General features: G+C 70.9%; 17 protein-coding genes. 10 read left to right on the top strand and 7 right to left on the bottom strand.

Features of this window, described 5'->3' with window-relative positions:
* The first annotated feature begins 57 nt into the window (after nucleotides 1-57).
* Entirely contained in the window at nucleotides 58-1227 is a 1170-nt protein-coding gene (locus OO60_RS15245) for an acyl-CoA dehydrogenase family protein (RefSeq protein WP_004561304.1), read from the top strand.
* A gap of 124 nt (nucleotides 1228-1351) precedes the next feature.
* Here OO60_RS15245 and OO60_RS15240 read toward each other — a convergent pair whose 3' ends face one another.
* The 4 genes from OO60_RS15240 to OO60_RS15225 are packed head-to-tail and all read right to left on the bottom strand — an operon-like array spanning nucleotide 1352 to nucleotide 4620.
* Nucleotides 1352-1672 carry a hypothetical protein gene (locus OO60_RS15240; protein WP_004561305.1) on the bottom strand — a complete coding sequence of 107 codons (321 nt, stop codon included), beginning with the start codon at nucleotides 1670-1672 and terminating at the stop codon, nucleotides 1352-1354.
* A 58-nt stretch (nucleotides 1673-1730) separates the two neighbouring features.
* Nucleotides 1731-2372 (bottom strand): TetR/AcrR family transcriptional regulator, encoded by a 642-nt coding sequence (locus OO60_RS15235; protein ID WP_425304648.1) that lies wholly within the window; start codon nucleotides 2370-2372, stop codon nucleotides 1731-1733.
* Entirely contained in the window at nucleotides 2363-3886 is a 1524-nt protein-coding gene (locus OO60_RS15230) for an ATP-dependent acyl-CoA ligase (protein ID WP_004561307.1), read from the bottom strand. Before OO60_RS15230 ends, OO60_RS15235 begins: the two co-directional genes overlap by 10 nt.
* A complete protein-coding gene (locus OO60_RS15225) occupies nucleotides 3883-4620 on the bottom strand; it encodes an enoyl-CoA hydratase/isomerase family protein (RefSeq protein WP_004561308.1) in 738 nt (245 codons plus the stop codon). Before OO60_RS15225 ends, OO60_RS15230 begins: the two co-directional genes overlap by 4 nt.
* Before the next feature lie 48 nt (nucleotides 4621-4668).
* On the opposite strand from OO60_RS15225, the gene OO60_RS15220 reads away from it, so the two are divergent.
* A complete protein-coding gene (locus tag OO60_RS15220; RefSeq protein WP_004561309.1) occupies nucleotides 4669-6252 on the top strand; it encodes an amidohydrolase in 1584 nt (527 codons plus the stop codon).
* 4 nt (nucleotides 6253-6256) lie between these two features.
* Here the strand turns inward: OO60_RS15220 and OO60_RS46925 are convergent, their stop codons facing one another.
* Nucleotides 6257-6577 carry a hypothetical protein gene (locus OO60_RS46925; RefSeq protein ID WP_004561310.1) on the bottom strand — a complete coding sequence of 107 codons (321 nt, stop codon included), beginning with the start codon at nucleotides 6575-6577 and terminating at the stop codon, nucleotides 6257-6259.
* Nucleotides 6578-6632: 55 nt separating this feature from the next.
* Here OO60_RS46925 and OO60_RS15210 point away from each other — a divergent pair, with 55 nt between their 5' ends.
* Together OO60_RS15210 and OO60_RS15205 are read left to right on the top strand one after the other, a co-directional pair.
* The gene (locus tag OO60_RS15210; RefSeq protein WP_004561311.1) at nucleotides 6633-7073 is read left to right on the top strand and encodes a GNAT family N-acetyltransferase; all 441 of its coding nucleotides are present in this window, start codon (nucleotides 6633-6635) and stop codon (nucleotides 7071-7073) included.
* A 40-nt stretch (nucleotides 7074-7113) separates the two neighbouring features.
* On the top strand, nucleotides 7114-7797 hold the full coding sequence (locus OO60_RS15205; RefSeq protein WP_033261556.1) for a metal-dependent transcriptional regulator: 684 nt from the start codon (nucleotides 7114-7116) through the stop codon (nucleotides 7795-7797).
* Here the strand turns inward: OO60_RS15205 and OO60_RS15200 are convergent.
* The gene (locus tag OO60_RS15200) at nucleotides 7794-8306 is read right to left on the bottom strand and encodes a hypothetical protein (protein ID WP_004561313.1); all 513 of its coding nucleotides are present in this window, start codon (nucleotides 8304-8306) and stop codon (nucleotides 7794-7796) included. The two genes, OO60_RS15205 and OO60_RS15200, sit on opposite strands and share 4 nt — an antisense overlap.
* 163 nt (nucleotides 8307-8469) lie before the next feature.
* Between OO60_RS15200 and OO60_RS15195 the strand changes: the two genes are divergently transcribed.
* The 4 genes from OO60_RS15195 to OO60_RS15180 all read left to right on the top strand — a co-directional run bounded on the left by OO60_RS15195 (nucleotide 8470) and on the right by OO60_RS15180 (nucleotide 11645).
* Nucleotides 8470-9288 carry an LLM class flavin-dependent oxidoreductase gene (locus tag OO60_RS15195; protein ID WP_004561314.1) on the top strand — a complete coding sequence of 273 codons (819 nt, stop codon included), beginning with the start codon at nucleotides 8470-8472 and terminating at the stop codon, nucleotides 9286-9288.
* A gap of 73 nt (nucleotides 9289-9361) precedes the next feature.
* The gene (locus OO60_RS15190; protein ID WP_033261710.1) at nucleotides 9362-9694 is read left to right on the top strand and encodes a hypothetical protein; all 333 of its coding nucleotides are present in this window, start codon (nucleotides 9362-9364) and stop codon (nucleotides 9692-9694) included.
* A 21-nt stretch (nucleotides 9695-9715) separates the two neighbouring features.
* Entirely contained in the window at nucleotides 9716-10774 is a 1059-nt protein-coding gene (locus OO60_RS15185; protein ID WP_033261554.1) for a zinc-binding dehydrogenase, read from the top strand.
* 247 nt (nucleotides 10775-11021) lie between these two features.
* The gene (locus tag OO60_RS15180) at nucleotides 11022-11645 is read left to right on the top strand and encodes an alpha-ketoglutarate-dependent dioxygenase AlkB family protein (RefSeq protein WP_004561317.1); all 624 of its coding nucleotides are present in this window, start codon (nucleotides 11022-11024) and stop codon (nucleotides 11643-11645) included.
* Here OO60_RS15180 and OO60_RS15175 read toward each other — a convergent pair.
* Complete coding sequence (locus OO60_RS15175) at nucleotides 11642-12220, bottom strand: ArsR/SmtB family transcription factor (RefSeq protein ID WP_004561318.1); 579 nt, start codon at nucleotides 12218-12220, stop codon at nucleotides 11642-11644. The genes OO60_RS15180 and OO60_RS15175 overlap by 4 nt on opposite strands.
* Nucleotides 12221-12301: 81 nt before the next feature.
* Here OO60_RS15175 and OO60_RS15170 point away from each other — a divergent pair, with 81 nt between their 5' ends.
* On the top strand, nucleotides 12302-12655 hold the full coding sequence (locus OO60_RS15170) for a hypothetical protein (RefSeq protein ID WP_004561319.1): 354 nt from the start codon (nucleotides 12302-12304) through the stop codon (nucleotides 12653-12655).
* Nucleotides 12648-12887: a hypothetical protein gene (locus OO60_RS15165; protein WP_004561320.1), complete on the top strand. Its 240-nt coding sequence runs from the start codon at nucleotides 12648-12650 to the stop codon at nucleotides 12885-12887. The genes OO60_RS15170 and OO60_RS15165 overlap by 8 nt, the downstream gene beginning before the upstream one ends.
* The last annotated feature ends 3 nt before the right edge of the window (nucleotides 12888-12890 follow it).

Raw genomic sequence — 12890 nt, 5'->3', positions numbered from 1 at the left:
AAGAGGTACCCTGGAGCTAAGCAAGCGCTTAGCCAGTGTCGGAGGAGCAGCCAAGCCATGGACTTTTCACTCAGCACCGAAGAACGGGAAGTGCGCGACTGGGTCCGCACGTTCGTCCAGCGGGAGCTGGTCCCGCTCGAGCAGGAAGTCCTCCGCCGCGAGCGCGCCCACCAGCCCGGCCTGACCGGCGAGGAGCTCAAGGACCTCCAGCTCAAGGCGAAGGACTCCGGCTTCTGGGGCGTGCTGACCCCCGAGGAGTACGGCGGCATGGGCCTGTCCGCCGTGATGGCCGCGCTGCTGGAGGCCGAACTCGGCCGCACCTTCGTGCCGTTCCGCTTCGGCGGGGCCGCCGACAACATCCTGTTCCACGCCAACGAGGAGCAGAAGCAGACCTACCTGCTGCCGACCATCTCCGGCGAGCGCAAGTCGTGCTTCGCGATCACCGAGCCGGGCGCCGGGTCGGACGCCAAGGCCATCCGGACCACCGCCCGCAAGGACGGCAGCGACTGGATCATCAACGGCGAGAAGACCTTCATCACCGGCGGCAACGAGGCCGACTTCACCATGGTCTTCGCCATCACCGACCCGGAAAAGGGCGCGAACGGCGGCGTCACCTGCTTCCTCGTCGACCGCGAGGCCGGCTGGAAGTCCGAGTACATCGACACGATGGGCGAGTGGGGCCCGGCGTCGCTGATCTTCCAGGACGTCCGCGTGCCGGAGACGCAGATCCTCGGCGAGGAGGGCCGCGGCTTCGAACTCGCCATGCAGTGGATCGGCCAGGGCCGCTACCTGCTGCCCGCGCGCGCGATCGGCTCGTGCGAACGGCTGATCTCGATGGCCATCGAGCACGCCAACACGCGCGAGACGTTCGGGCAGAAGATCGCCGAACGGCAGGCCATCCAGTGGATGATCGCCGACTCCGGCGTCGAGCTGGAAGCGCTGCGCTGGCTGGTGCTGCACGCCGCCTGGCAGGTCGACCAGGGCCTGGATTCGCGGCACGCGCAGTCGATGGCGAAGCTGTACGGCGGCCAGAAGGCCAACGAAATCGTCGACCGCGTCCTGCAGATCCACGGCGGCATGGGTTACACGCGCGAGCTGCCGGTCGAGCGGTGGTACCGCGAGCTGCGGCTGCTGCGCATCTACGAGGGCACCGACGAGATCCAGCGGCGGACCATCGCGCGCAACCTGCTCAAGGGGCACGTCAAGGTTGGCAGCACGCTGGGCTGAGAACGCGAGACGCTGCTTTTCGGGGGTTCCGGGTGGCGGAGCCCCCGGCTCGGGGCGAAGCCCCGGACGGCAGAGCCGTCAAGACCGCCCTCTCCGGCGGTCTTGACGGCTGTCCAGAACCTGCTTACTTCTTGTTGCGAATGGCGATCGGGACGCCCGCGAGGTCCTCTTCGTTGCACAGGAGCTTCACGTCGTAGTACGGCGAACCCTGGCGGTCGTCGTAGTCGAGGTGGATGGCCAGGACGTCGAGCGGCTCGCCCAGCCACTCCTGGGCCTGACGTAGCCACTTGGCGCAGCGCTCCAGAGCCGCGGGGAGATCGTCGTCACGGAACTCGACGGGGCGATAGGGGACATCCTGCACCTGATCGCGGGGGTGTGCCGGCGCCGGGAGGCCCGGCGCGAGACCCGAGTCGTCCAGTTCCAGTTGGATCGTTTCCTCAGTCACCCTTCGAGCGTCCCCCACCCGCGCCGTCTGAGCAAGGCGTACACAGGTAAAAGCGCCGCTAAACGGACACCCCCCACTCTTTCGCGACGATTTCCCGGCACCGCCGCAAGTCGGTGACACCCGGCACCGACGTGCAGCCCAAGGCCCTCGACGCCAGCTCCGCGTAGTGCTCCGCCAGCTCGTCCAGCGCCAGCGGGCCACGTGGGGAATACCACCTGGCGACGCCGCTGCACATCTCCAGCAGCGCCAGCCGGGTCACCGCCGGGTGGGCGACCCGGAACACCCCCGCGGCCACGCCTTCGTCGATCGCCGACGCCCACAGCCGCTCGTAGGCGTCCCGCAGGGCCACGACGGGCTCGCGCGCGGCCGGGGACAGGACGTCGACTTCGTTGTCCACCACCCGGGTTTCCGCCGGGCCCACGGCGTGCGCGAGGACGTGCAGCACGACCAGCGTCCGCAGCCGGTGCACCGGGTCCCCGCCGCCCGCGGTCGCTTCGCGGGCGGCGTCGAGCAGGCGGTTCAGCGCGGTGTGCATGATCTCCGCGAGCAGATCCTCCTTGGTGCCCATGTAGTGGTACAGGCTGGCCGAGGAGAGTTCCGCCTCCTGCGCCAGATCCCGGATGCCGGTGCCGTGGAACCCCTTGGTGGCGAACAGCTTCACCGCGGCGGCGCGCACCCGCTCCCGGCTGCTCACAGCCATGCGCCCGCCTTCGCGTCCCAAGACCCGGCGCGCGGGTCGGCGACCTTCCGCAGCTCGCCCTTCGCCACCCGCTCCGACGGCGTCATCGGCAGCTCGCCGGCGAACGCCCAGAACCGCGGAACCTTGAAGTAGGCCAATTTCCCGGCGCAGAACGCGGCGAGCTCGGCGGGTTCCGGCCGGTCGCCGTCGCACACGACGTACGCCTTGACCTCCTCGCCGCGCAGCTCGTCGGGCACCGCGACGACGGCCGCCAGCTTGATCGAGGGGTGCAGCAGCAGCGCGCGCTCGACCTCGTCGGCGGAGATGTTCTCGCCGCTGCGGCGGATCATGTCCTTCGTGCGCCCGACGTAGTAGACGCGGCCGGCGGCGTCCATCCGGGCGAGGTCGCCGGTGTGGAACCAGCCGTTCGCGAACGCCTTCGCGGTGGCCTCGGGATCGTCGTGGTAGCCGTGCATCAGGCCGATCCCGCGGATCAGCAGCTGCCCGGTTTCCCCGCGCGGCAGCGGCTTCCCGTCGTCGCCGGCGATGAGCACCTCACGGTCCCGGCTGGGCCGCCCGATGCAGCCGGTGCCGACGGTCTCGTCGTGGTCGGCGGCGGTCATCCGGATGTCACCGCCGGTTTCGGTCATCCCGAAGGCCTCGTACCACGGCACACCCCAGCGCTGCTCCAGCTCGGCGTGCAGCTCGTGCGGGATCGCGGACGCGCAGATCGCCCGGACGCGGTGGTCCCGGTCGGCTTCGGACGGTGCCTGCCGCAGCAGCAGCGTCGGCATCAGCCCGAGGCAGTAGAACCAGGTGACGCCGTGCTCGCGCACCTTCGCCCAGAACGTGCTGGGGTGGAACCGGTCCAGCACGACCAGGGTGGCGCCGCCGGCGAGTCCCAACGCGACATTCCACTGTGGATCGATGTAGTGGAACGGCTGCGCGGTCAGGATCACGTCGTCCTCGCCGACGGCGGGGAAGTCGGTGGCCAGGCCGATCACGAGGGTCGTCCAGTAGCGGTTCGGCAGGACGCAGCCCTTGGGCGCGCCGGTGGTGCCGGAGGTGTACTGGATGTTGACCGGCGATTCGGGCACCGGGGTGAATTCCGGCGCGGCCCCGGCGGCGTCGAGCCGGTCCGGCGTGACCACCTCGGTGAGGCCGATCCGCTCGAGGAGGCCGGTGAACTCGGGTGCGGCGACGGCGAGTTTCGCGCCGGAGTGCCGCAGGACGTGGGCGCCGTCGAACTCCTGGTAGTTCGTGTTCACCGGCACCAGCTGCGCGCCGATCTTCGCCAGCGCGAGCCAGATCAGCGGGAAGTCCGGCTGGTTGCGCAGCATCACCGCGACCCGGTCGCCCGGGCCGATCCCGCGTTCCGCCAGCGCCGCGGCGAAGCGGGAGCTTTCGCGGTCGACCTCGGCGAAGGTGAACGTCCGGTCCAGGTGGTCGAACACCCACGCCGTCCGCTCCGGCCACAGCTGCGCCGCCCGCGTGACGAGCTGGGCGAGCGTGCCGATCTCGGCCAGCGGCGTCACGCCCGGCTCCGGAAGGCTTCGGTGGACGCGGCGACGGCGGCCGAGTGCTCGGTGATCAGGGCGTGGCTGACCTCGAGTTCGAGGGCGGGTTCGACGTCGATCGGCGTGTCGAGAACCCGTTTGGCCATGGCCGCCGCCGCGGGCGGGTGCTCGGCGATCCGCTTCGCCCAGCTCAGCGCCTCGGCCTGGAGCTGCTCGGCCGGGACGGCGGCGTTGACCATGCCCAGCTCGGCGGCCTTCCGGCCGTCGAAGCGTTCGCCGAGCAGCAGGAGCTCCTTCGCCTTGAGCGGGCCGACCAGCAGCGGGAGCAGCCGTGACGCCGCGCCGGTGACGCTCAGGCCCAGCGACACCTCGGGGAACGCGAACACGGCGTCCTCGGCGGCCAGGATCAGGTCGCAGCCGAGCGCGAACTCCGCGCCGGCGCCGATCGCGTAGCCGTGCACCGCCGCGATCACCGGCTGCCGCAGCCCGCGCAGCCGCCGCGTGACGTCCTGGAGCCGGTCCAGCCGCGCCCGCGAGTCACCCGCGGGGGTGGGTTCCTTGAGGTCGTGGCCGGCGCAGAAGGCGCGCCCGTTCCCGGACAGCACGACGACGCGGGCGTCGCTGCGAGCGGCCGCGTCGAGGGCGGCGAGGAAGTCGTCGACCAGCACGGCGGCGACCGCGTTCAGCCGCTCGGGCCGGTTCAGCCGGATCTGCGCGATGCCGTCCTCGACGGCGAACTCCACGGTGGGCATGAGGGCGATGCTAGACGTTCGATCGATCGATCGATAGCCTCTGAACTCATGCGCGTCGACACGATTTACGAGAACGCCACGGTGTGGACGGGCACCGGCGTGACCAGCGCCCTCGCCGTCCTCCACGGCCGAGTCGTCGCGCTGGGAGACGACGCCCGCTCGCTGTCGGCGCGTTCGCGGGTCGACCTGGCCGGGGGCTTCGTCGTGCCCGGCTTCCACGACGCCCACAACCACATGGCGTGGTTCGGCATGGGCCTGGACGACGTCCCGCTCAGCGACTGCCGCAGCGTCGAGGAGGTCTACGACGCCGTCGCCGCGCGCGCCGCGACGCTCCCGGCCGGGAGCTGGGTGGTCGGCAGCGGGTACGACCAGAACAAGCTCGTGGGCGGGCACCCGGACCGCCACGGCCTCGACCGCGCCGCGCCGGGGATGCTCGTGCGGCTGAAGCACACGTCCGGCCACATGACCGTGGTCAACTCGGCCGTGCTCGACCGGCTCGACCTGGCGAACGTGCCCGTCGGCGGCGACGTCGTCCACGCGGACGGCTCGCCGACCGGCCTGCTCCGCGAGCAGGCGCAGCTGCTGCTGCGGCCGCTCACCTACCCGACCCCCGTCGAGCGGGTCGTGCGCGGGCTCGAGCGCGCGTCCGAGCGGTACCTGGCCGAGGGCATCACCAGTGTCCAGGAAGCCGGCATCGGCGGTGGCCTGGTCGGCGAGACACCCATCGAGCTGGCGGCCTACCAGCAGGCGCGGGACACCGGCGTGCTGCGCGTGCGCAGCACGGTGATGGTCGCCGCGAGCGTGCTGCACGACCTGCCCGACGACGCCGGCTTCGGCCTCGACCTCGGCCTGCGCACCGGCCTCGGCGACGAGTGGCTGCGCGTCGGCCCGATGAAGTTGTTCGCCGACGGTTCCCTGGTCGGGCGCACCTGCGCGATGCACGACCCGTTCGACGGCGAGCCGGGCAACCGCGGCTACTTCCAGGTGCCCGAAGACGAGCTGGCCCGCACGATCCGCCGCGCCCACGAAGCGGGCTGGCAGATCGCGACGCACGCGATCGGCGACCGCGCGATCACCGTCGTCCTCGACGCCTACGAAGCCGCGTTGGCTGCTTCGCCGCGCACGGACCACCGGCACCGCATCGAACACTGCGCGGTGCTCCAGCCCCCGGAGCTCACCCGGCTCGCGTCGCTCGGCATCATCCCGTCGCCGCAGGGCCGGTTCGTCAACGAGCTCGGCGACGGCATGCGCGCCGCGCTCGGTGACTCACGCATGCCCTGGTGCTACCGGCTGCGAAGCCTCCTCGACGCGGGTTGCGTGCTGCCCGCGTCCTCGGACCGGCCGGTCGTGAACGGCGCGCCGCTGCTCGCCCTGGCCGACATGGTGCATCGGCGCACGGCGTCAGGCGCGCCCTTCGCACCCGAAGAGGCGCTGACGCCGGAGCAGGCGTTGCGCGCGTACACGTACGGCTCGGCGTACGCCACCTTCGCCGAGCGTGACCTGGGCACGCTCGAACCCGGGAAGCTCGCCGACTTCGCCGTGTTGTCCGGTTCGCCCCTGGACGAGTCCGCTTTGGACGACGTCAGCGTGCAAGGGACCGCCGTCGGCGGTGAACTGCGTTATCAAGCGTGATGGCTCACTTCCTTCCCACGTGTTCGAGTGCTTCTTCGGCGAGCGCGGACCACGGTTGCGGCGACCCGGCGTCCAGGGCCAGCCACTCCTTCATCGGGGTGCCCTTGTTGGCGTCGAAACGCACCCCGTGCCCGCCCTCGACCAGTTCGTCGACCCTGGCCCGGGGCAGCTTCAGCACCAGCTGCCCGCGGACGAACATCGCGAAGATCCGGCCGTGCGCGCGCAGTGCGGTGCGCCCGAACCCGCCGGTCGTGCCGGGTGGCGTGATGCCCGGACGTCCGGTGAACTCGTCGACCAGGTCCTCGAACTTCTCCTCTGGTGACATCGACCACCTCCGAGCCCGACAGTAACGACCACCACCGACAAAACCGGGAGGCGAGATGCCCGTCCGCGACGCCGTCTTCGAAGACAGCGAGGAAATCTGCGCGCTCATCGAGGAGCACGCCGTCTACGAGGACAACCACGACCTGAAGCTGGACCGCGCCGAGATGAGCGGCCACCTGTTCGGGCCGGACCCGAAGGCGTGGGTGCTCATCGCGACCCCGCCCGGCGAGCCCGGCACGGTGGCCGGCTTCGCGTTCTGCAGCTGGAACTTCTCGACCTGGGAGGCGCGGCCGGGGATCTGGCTGGACGACCTGTTCGTCCGGCCCGCGCACCGGCGCTTCGGGCTCGGCAGCGAGCTGCTGGACGAGCTGCGCAACCGCACGAGCGGCCGCGTCGAGTGGGACATGCAGGCGGGCAACGAGAAAGGCGAGGCGTTCTACGCCCAGCTCGGCGCCGAGCCGGTCCCGGGCTGGATCCGCTACCGCTGGCGGCCGTGAACTTTCACGAGAAAGTACCCGGCCCCGTATCGTGTGCGGCATGGGAGATGGTTCGGTCCGGAGGTCCTCGTCGGTCGAGGACTACGTCCGGGTGATCTACGGCCTGGTCGAGCGGGGTGAGGCGGTCACCAACACGTCGCTCGCCGGCCGGCTGGAGGTCAGCCCGTCCTCGGCGTCGGGGATGGTCACGAAGCTGTCCCAGCTGGGCCTGGTCACCCACGTGCCGTACCGCGGCATCGAGCTGACGGCCGACGGCAGGCTGCTGGCGCGGTCGGTGCTCCGGCGGCACCGGCTGATCGAGACGTACCTGGTGTCGGAGCTCGGCTACACGTGGGACGAGGTCCACGCGGAGGCGGACGCGCTGGAGCACGCGGTGTCGGACAGGCTGGTCGAGCGCATCGCGGCGAAGCTGGGCAACCCGGTCCGCGACCCCCACGGCGACCCGATCCCGGCGCCCGACGGCAGCGTGGAGGAGCTGCCGGTCCGGATCCTGGACGACCTCCAGCCGGGCGCGGTCGGCGAGATCGTCCGGGTCTGGGACACCGACCCGGAGCTGCTCAGGTACCTGACGGAACACGCGATCAACCTGGGCGAACGCATCGAGGTGGTGGAGCGGCAGCCGTTCGGCGGGCCGATGGTCGTCAAGGTGGGCTCGCCGCCGGACGCCGCCACGCACGCCATCGGCAAGGAGATCGCGCAGGCGTTGTCGGTCACCCTGCGCTAGCTGCCGAGGGAAAGCTGGAATCCGGCTCGCTCGGCTTCGTCGGCGTCTTTCCAGAGCGTGCCGCGATTGTTGTTCCCGACGTGGACGCCGTAGCGTTCCGCGCTCGGCACGTCGGCGAACGTGAAGGTGAACGTTCGCACCCACATCCCGGCGACGATCTTCGTCTGTTCACCGGGTGTCCGATGGAGCTCGGTCGTAGCCACCACGCGGCCGCTTTCGTTCACCAGGGTGACCTGAGAGCCGTCGCTGAGGTCCGTGTAGCCGTCGTATCCGTCGGCGGTGGACTTGGTGCATTGCATGTCGCACAGCAGGGTCAATGTGCCGTTGACGGCGGTGCTGCCCGCGGTCGTGAGGACGACGGTGAGAACGGTGACGAGCACGACGACGATGGAGGCGGCGGCGAACAGCAGCAGCGGCTTGCGCTTTCGCCGGATCGGCTGCTGAGCGAACTCGGACATCGGCAGGGCCTGAGGTTGCGGTTCCTGCTCGGCGTTGGCTTCAGTGGTCATCGGTCCGTTCTCACTCTCGTCGCCGGAACTGTGCGTACAGACGTCGGAGCCTTCGCAGCTGTTACCGTCGGTGATCAAGGCGTTATGACGTTGAGCGGCGTACGCGCGGGTGACGTCGTGGAGCGGATGTGGTGACAACCCCCTCCGCAAGACCATGGCTCGCATGAAACCCTTCCGCTTCGGTGTCGTCGCCGGTTACTCGCCCGGGCTCACCTCGTGGACCGCTCAAGCCGAACGGGTCGAGAAGCTCGGCTTCGACACCCTGCTCGCCACCGACCCCGTCGGGACCGCCGATCCCTTCGTGCTGCTCGGGGCCGCCGCCGCGGTCACCATCGATCTCACCGTCGGCACCTTCGTGCTCGCCGATCCCTTCCGCACGCCCGAAGCGCTCGACTGGCAGGCGCAGACCCTGCACCGGCAGACCCGCGGCCGGTTCGAGCTCGGGCTCGGGGTCGGGCGGCCCGGGGCGGACGAGCACGCGAAGAGCCTCGGGCGGGAGTTCCCCTCACCGGGTGAGCGCATCACACGGATGGCCGCCACCATCGCACACCTCAAGCGAACAGCCGACCGGCCGCGGCTGATGCTCGCCGGCGGCGGGCCGAAAATGCTGGCGCTCGCCGCGCAAGAAGCCGACACCGTCACGTTCAGCTGGGCGCCGAAGACCACCGAAACCGAAGCGCAGTCCATTGTGGATCGATTCCGAGAGCTTGCCGGGGCACGGCTGCCCGACATCGAACTGGGCCTGAACCTGATGGCCGTCGGAACCGAACCGTCGCCGTCGATCGCGCGCTGGGCCGGGGCCGACGTGCCCGAACTCGTCGCCGGCGGGGCCGTCACCGTGCTGCCCGCCGACCCCGCCGCGGCCGCGGAAACCCTTCTCCGGTGGCGGGAACGGTGGGGGATTTCCTACGTCACGATCAACTCCGGCTACGCGGAACCGTTCGCCGCGATCGCGGACGAGACGCGCAAGGCAGGTGGGTGAGGGCCCTTCCGATCTTGGGAAGCTGCGCCTACGCTCCAATGTTCTGTAAACGGGAGTGCTTCGGAGCGTTGTGATGACCGGTCAGCGAACACGCACCATAGACCGGGGGGAACAGGCGGAGCTGAGCCGGCTGCTGGCAGCCGGACCGTTCGACGTGGCCCTGCGGGCGGCGATCCGGGCCCGCGGCCTCGGCCTCGAGCGGATCCGCTATCGCTTGCGCGGCAGGGGAACCACGGTCAGCCTGGCCACCCTCAGCCACTGGCAGTCGGGGCGGTGCCGGCCCGAGCGGCCGGAATCGTTGTTGGCCCTGCGGAATCTCGAGGACATCCTGAACGTGCCGGACGGCTCGCTCAGCAAACTCCTCGGTCCCCCGCGGGCGAGAGCGCGGTTCCACGCGCTCAATTGAGCGACGATTAGGCTCGCGGACATGCGAGCTGTCGTCATGGAGGAGTTCTGCGTCCCGCCCGTCGTGCGGGACGTGCCCGAGCCGGTGGCCGCGCCGGGCGGTGCGGTGATCGAGGTCGACGCCACCGGCGTCTGCCGCAGCGACTGGCACACCTGGCAGGGGCACGACACCGCGGTGACGCTGCCGCACGTCGCCGGGCATGAGCTCGCCGGCCGGATCGTCGCGCTCGGCGAAGGCGTCTGCGGCTGGGAGCTCGGCGCGCGCGTCACCGTGCCGTTCGTCTGCGCCTGCGGCACCTGCGCCCAGTGCGCCCGCGGTGACCAGCAGATCTGCGACCGCGAGTTCCAGCCCGGCGCCACGCACTGGGGTTCTTTCGCCGAGCGCGTCGCCATCGAGCACGCCGAGACGAACCTCGTCGCCCTCCCGGACTCGCTCGGCGCCGCCGAGGCCGCGGCGCTGGGCTGCCGGTTCGGCACGGCGTTCCGCGCCGTGCTGCGGCAGGGGCGCGTCACCGCGGGCCAGTGGGTCTCGGTGTACGGCTGCGGCGGCGTCGGGATCTCCGCGGTGCTGCTGGCCGTCGCGGCCGGTGCCAAGGTCGTCGCGGTCGACGTCTCGACGGCGGCGCTGCAGCTCGCCGCGAAGTCCGGTGCCGCCGTCACCGTCGACTCCTCGGCGTTCGACGGCCCGGAAGCCGTCGCCGCGCACGTCCGCGAGCTGACCGGTGGCGGCACCCACGTCTCGCTCGACTGCCTCGGCTCGCCGTCGACCTGCGCGGCGTCGGTCGGCAGCCTCCGCAAGCGCGGCCGGCACGTCCAGGCCGGGCTGATGCCGCCCGCGCAGGGCGTCGCGCCGATCCCGATGCACCGGGTCGTCGGCGGCGAGCTCGAACTGGTCGGGGTCCACGGGCTCCAGGCGCACGAGTACCCGGAGCTGCTGCGCGTCGTCGAGACCGCGGGGATCGACCTGGCCGCGCTGATCGGGCGGCGCATCGGGCTCGACGACGTACCGGCCGCGCTGGCCGCGATGAACGACCCCGTGCCGGCGCGGGCGGGCGTCACCGTCGTCACGTTCCGCGACTGATCGGCGGCGCCGTGGTCAAGTGACCCGTTTGTAGCTGATCCACGCTGGCTTGTGACATTCAGGTGTGGGAACGTCATTTCATGGTGGCCCAAAGCGAGGGGATTCGGCCGCAGGAGCCGCCCGTTGGACCATTCGGGCGACTCCTGCGGCTGTTCACCAGCGCCGGTGTCACGTTCCGCGGTCACCGCGTTGTCCCCTCGACGATCACCGAACGTGTCCGGCGGGAATCTCCGGCACAATCGAGGTGATGGACGCCCTCCTGCCGCGCCCGCGCGCCGAGATCGCGCCCGGCGCCGTGCACCTGCCCGACTGGCTCGGTTTCGACGAACAGCGCGAGCTCGTCGCGGCCTGCCGCGGCTGGTCCGGCTACCGCCACACGCGGCTGCCGAACGGCGGCGTGATGTCGGTGAAGTCGGTCTGCCTCGGCTGGCACTGGTACCCGTACGGCTACTCGCGCACGACCGGCGAGGGCACCCCGGTGCTGCCGTTCCCAGACTGGCTCGGCGACCTCGGCCGCCGCGCGCTGGCGGCCGCGTACGGCGAGGCCCGGCCCTACGAGCCGGACATCGCGCTGGTCAACTTCTACGACGCGGCCGCGAAGATGGGGCTGCACCAGGACAAGGACGAGCGCAGCCTGGAGCCGGTGGTGTCGGTCAGCCTCGGCGACGCCTGCGTCTTCCGCTTCGGCAACACCGAAACTCGCGGCAAGCCGTACACCGACGTCGAGCTGCGTTCGGGTGACGTCTTCGTGTTCGGCGGCCCGTCCCGGTTGGCCTACCACGGCGTGCCGAAGACGCTGCCGGGCACGGCGGACCCGGCGCTCGGCCTCGACGGGCGGCTGAACATCACGCTGCGGGTGTCCGGCCTCTAGTCCTCTGTGGACTCTTCCTCCGGAACCACGATGAACCGGACGGCGACCGCCCGCGAGCCCTCCGGGTGCTGCCCCGGCTCGGTGACGTACTTCCACACCAGGTTCTGGTACTCCTCGACGAAGGACGTCACCTGCTCCCGCGTGAGGTGCAGGCCGGAGCGGTAGATCTGGTTCCAGCCCTCGGAGTTCTCGTACCCCGCGTAGGCGCGCGTGACCAGGCTCAGGTCGTGGCTCATCTTGAGCGCGCCGAGCTTGAGCATCGCTTCGCGCTCGTCCGGCGCCAGCTCGAGGCCGGGCGGGGTGTAGATGTCCTTCGCCCGCGACTTCCACCAGCGTTCGCGGCCGTCCCCGCGGCCGTCGATCTCCTCGATCAGCTCCAGGTCGGCGAGCCGGCGGAGGTGGTAGCTGGTCGTCCCGGTGCTCTCGCCGAGGGCCTTGGCGACGCTCGTCGAGTTCGCTTCGCCGTGTTTGCCCAGGTAGGACAGGATGTCGCGGCGCACCGGGTTGGCCAGGGCCTTGTAGAAGGCCTTGAGATCCGCGCCGGTCAGGACGCGCTTTTCGGGGCGTTGGACCATGACCGCAGGGTACTACAGAGATTGTTTGCAAAGAACCTCTGCAGTCGCTACCGTGGGCCGGGAGAGAACTCGGGGGTTCGCATGAAGAAGCTCTTCTGGACGGCGGGACTCGCCCTGCTGCCGTGGATCGCGGTACTCGGGCTGACGCTGCCGGACGTCGTGCAGGCGCAGCACTGGCGGCTGGCCTGGACCGGTTTCGACGCGGCGGAAGCGACCGGCCTGCTGCTCACGGCCTGGCTGGTCGGCCGCGGCGACCCGCGGACGCCGTTCGCGGCGATCGCCACGGCGACGCTGCTGCTCGCCGACGCGTGGTTCGACGTCGTGACGGCCGGCGACGACGTGGTGTTTTCGCTGCTCATGGCCGGTCTGGAGGTGCCGCTGGCGCTGGCGTGCCTGTCGGTCGCCGTGCCCCGGCCGGTGCCGGCCCATGTCTGACCTGGACGCGCGCCTGCGCGACGAGATCGACGACCAGGTCGCCGAGGCGCTCGACGCCTACCTGGCCGAACGAAGCCCGCGCCGGGCGCCGCGCGCGTGGCCGCTGGTGGTGACGGTGGCACTGGGGGTCGCCACCACCTGGCTCGCCCCCGGCGCGGCCTGGGCGGCGTGGCTCGCGATCGCGGTCACGAACGCCGCCTGGCTGGTGGTCGTGAGTGGTAAGGCGGGTTAGAAC

This window comes from Amycolatopsis vancoresmycina, from assembly GCF_000716785.1.
GTDB lineage: Bacteria > Actinomycetota > Actinomycetes > Mycobacteriales > Pseudonocardiaceae > Amycolatopsis > Amycolatopsis vancoresmycina.
The sequence above is the reverse complement of the archived record's forward strand: the minus strand, read 5'-3'. Positions and strand labels throughout refer to the sequence as shown.

Bases quoted from the DNA above. Each gene is read 5' to 3' on its own strand.
- OO60_RS15190 (WP_033261710.1), top strand. From the start codon at position 9,362: ATGACCGGTCAGCGAACACGCACCATAGACCGGGGGGAACAGGCGGAG.
- OO60_RS15180 (WP_004561317.1), top strand. From the start codon at position 11,022: ATGGACGCCCTCCTGCCGCGCCCGCGCGCCGAGATCGCGCCCGGCGCC.
- OO60_RS15225 (WP_004561308.1), bottom strand. From the start codon at position 4,620: ATGCCCACCGTGGAGTTCGCCGTCGAGGACGGCATCGCGCAGATCCGG.
- OO60_RS15200 (WP_004561313.1), bottom strand. From the start codon at position 8,306: ATGACCACTGAAGCCAACGCCGAGCAGGAACCGCAACCTCAGGCCCTG.
- OO60_RS15235 (WP_425304648.1), bottom strand. From the start codon at position 2,372: ATGGCTGTGAGCAGCCGGGAGCGGGTGCGCGCCGCCGCGGTGAAGCTG.
- OO60_RS15210 (WP_004561311.1), top strand. From the start codon at position 6,633: ATGCCCGTCCGCGACGCCGTCTTCGAAGACAGCGAGGAAATCTGCGCG.
- OO60_RS15220 (WP_004561309.1), top strand. From the start codon at position 4,669: ATGCGCGTCGACACGATTTACGAGAACGCCACGGTGTGGACGGGCACC.
- OO60_RS15175 (WP_004561318.1), bottom strand. From the start codon at position 12,220: ATGGTCCAACGCCCCGAAAAGCGCGTCCTGACCGGCGCGGATCTCAAG.
- OO60_RS15205 (WP_033261556.1), top strand. From the start codon at position 7,114: ATGGGAGATGGTTCGGTCCGGAGGTCCTCGTCGGTCGAGGACTACGTC.
- OO60_RS15195 (WP_004561314.1), top strand. From the start codon at position 8,470: ATGAAACCCTTCCGCTTCGGTGTCGTCGCCGGTTACTCGCCCGGGCTC.
- OO60_RS15165 (WP_004561320.1), top strand. From the start codon at position 12,648: ATGTCTGACCTGGACGCGCGCCTGCGCGACGAGATCGACGACCAGGTC.
- OO60_RS15245 (WP_004561304.1), top strand. From the start codon at position 58: ATGGACTTTTCACTCAGCACCGAAGAACGGGAAGTGCGCGACTGGGTC.
- OO60_RS46925 (WP_004561310.1), bottom strand. From the start codon at position 6,577: ATGTCACCAGAGGAGAAGTTCGAGGACCTGGTCGACGAGTTCACCGGA.
- OO60_RS15170 (WP_004561319.1), top strand. From the start codon at position 12,302: ATGAAGAAGCTCTTCTGGACGGCGGGACTCGCCCTGCTGCCGTGGATC.
- OO60_RS15185 (WP_033261554.1), top strand. From the start codon at position 9,716: ATGCGAGCTGTCGTCATGGAGGAGTTCTGCGTCCCGCCCGTCGTGCGG.